This window comes from Sphingopyxis sp. (assembly GCF_035565275.1).
Classification (GTDB): domain Bacteria; phylum Pseudomonadota; class Alphaproteobacteria; order Sphingomonadales; family Sphingomonadaceae; genus Sphingopyxis.
The window spans coordinates 1-1889 of record NZ_DATMST010000199.1 but is presented as its reverse complement, the minus strand read 5'-3'; the positions used below and the strand labels follow the sequence as shown (position 1 = coordinate 1889).

Here is a 1889-nt window from a genome sequence, read left to right as displayed (position 1 = left end):
GGCGAACAACCTGCTCGTCGCCGCGGCGATTGCCGCCCCGGCCAGCGGCGCCGACCGGATTCCGCTCTATCCCGATCTCGCCGCGTCCCCCTTTCCGCTGTCGACGCGCGCCGAACAGGCGCGGCGTTATTTCAGTCAGGGGCTGCTGCTGACCTACGGTTTCAACCATGCCGGCGCGGTGCGCTCGTTCCGCGAGGCCCAGCGCCTCGATCGCGATTGCGCGATGTGCTGGTGGGGCGAAGCGGTGGCGCTCGGCCCTAACATCAACGCGCCGATGGACGAACGCGACCACGCCGCGGCGCTCGACGCGATGGACCGTGCGATGGCCCTGCGCAGCGGCGCGACCCCGATGGAACGCGCGCTGATCGAGGCGGTCGCACGCCGCTATTCGCGCGATCCGGGCGCCGACCGCGCTGCGCTCGACGCTGCCTATGCCGACGCGATGCTCGACGTCGCGCGCCGCTTTCCCGGCGACGACGATGTCGCTGTGCTCGCCGCAGAGGCGGCGATGGACACCAGCCCGTGGAATTACTGGGAGACCGACAAGCGGACGCCGGTGGGACGCAGCGGCGAAGCCGTGCGGCTCGTCGAAACCGTGCTGCGCCGCAATCCCGCGCATGTGCAGGCGAACCATCTCTATATCCACCTGATGGAATCGACCGATCCACAGCGCGCCGAGGCCGCGGCGGATCGCCTCGCCGACCCGCGCGCGCCCAGCGCCGCGCACCTCGTCCACATGCCCGGCCATATCTACCAGCTGCGCGGCCGCCATGCCGATTCGATCCGCGTCAACGTCGCGGCGGCGCGCGCGGACGAAGCCTATATCCGCAGCACGAACGACAAGGGCCTCGTGCGCTACGGCTATTATCCGCACAATATCCACTTCATCGTGACCTCGGCGCAGATGGCGGGCGACCTCGACACCGCGATCCGCGAAGCAAAACGCCTCCGCACCGTGCTCGATCCCGAAACCTCGGCAAGGATCGCGTGGATCCAGTCGATCGACGCCGCGCCCTATTTCGCGATGGCGCAATTCGCCGATGCCAAGGCGATCCTCGCCATGCCCGCCCCCGACGCGCGGCTCGCCTATCCGACCGCGATGCGCCATTATGCGCGGGGCGTCGCTTATGCCCGGCTTCGCGATCGCGCCGGCTTCGAACGCGAAATGACCGCGATGGAACGCCTCAGGACCTCGGGCGCGCTGAAGGGCATGATCGATCAGGGCGTCCCGGCGGATCAGCTTGTGATGCTTGCCGAATTCGTCGCACGCGGCCGTTTCGCCGCCGCGCAGCGGCGCACCGGCGAAGCGATCACCTTCTATCGTCAGGCCGAAGAAATCGAGGGCCGCCTTCCCTATCAGGAGCCGACCTACTGGTATTATCCGGTGAAGCAGTCGCTCGGCGCGGCGCTTTTTCAGGCGAAGCGATACGACGACGCCAGCGCCGCCTTTCGCGGCGCGCTGGCACAGACACCAAATAATGGCTGGGCGCTTTACGGCCTCAGCCGCAGCGAAGCAGCGCGCGGATACAAGCTCGAAGCGGCGGCGGCGAAAAAGGCCCTTTCGAAAGCCTGGCTCGGCGACGAACGCTGGCTTCGCATGGACCGGATCTAGGGCCGATCGACATTCAGCTTCTGGTGAGTTGAAAATGGTGGTTTTCCGTGTTCCGGAGCGCAGCGTACTTTTGGTACGTGAGCACCGGAAGCGCGGAAGGCCGCCATTTGCAGACCGCCAGAGGCTGAATGTCGATTGGTCCTAATCCCCCGCGAAATCGAACGCGCTTACCCCGCGCTCGCCCTCGCGAAACCGCAGCGGGCGTCCCAGCGGCGGCATCGATCGCTGGACGCAGCCGGTGCGCGTACAGCGGCGGCAGCCGAGACCGATCGGCGCC

Annotated in this window: 2 protein-coding genes; one reads left to right on the top strand and one right to left on the bottom strand. The window is 67.4% G+C overall.

Annotation, left to right across the window (positions count from 1 at the left end; all coding sequences use genetic code 11):
• Positions 1–1612 (top strand): hypothetical protein (locus VN047_RS13980; RefSeq protein ID WP_325543672.1); only part of this gene is annotated, 1612 nt, incomplete at its 5' end.
• Between the two features lie 141 nt (positions 1613–1753).
• On the opposite strand, the gene VN047_RS13975 is transcribed toward VN047_RS13980, so the two are convergent.
• Positions 1754–1882 carry a short-chain fatty acyl-CoA regulator family protein gene (locus VN047_RS13975; RefSeq protein WP_414712708.1) on the bottom strand — a complete coding sequence of 43 codons (129 nt, stop codon included), beginning with the start codon at positions 1880–1882 and terminating at the stop codon, positions 1754–1756.
• Between the last annotated feature and the right edge of the window lie 7 nt (positions 1883–1889).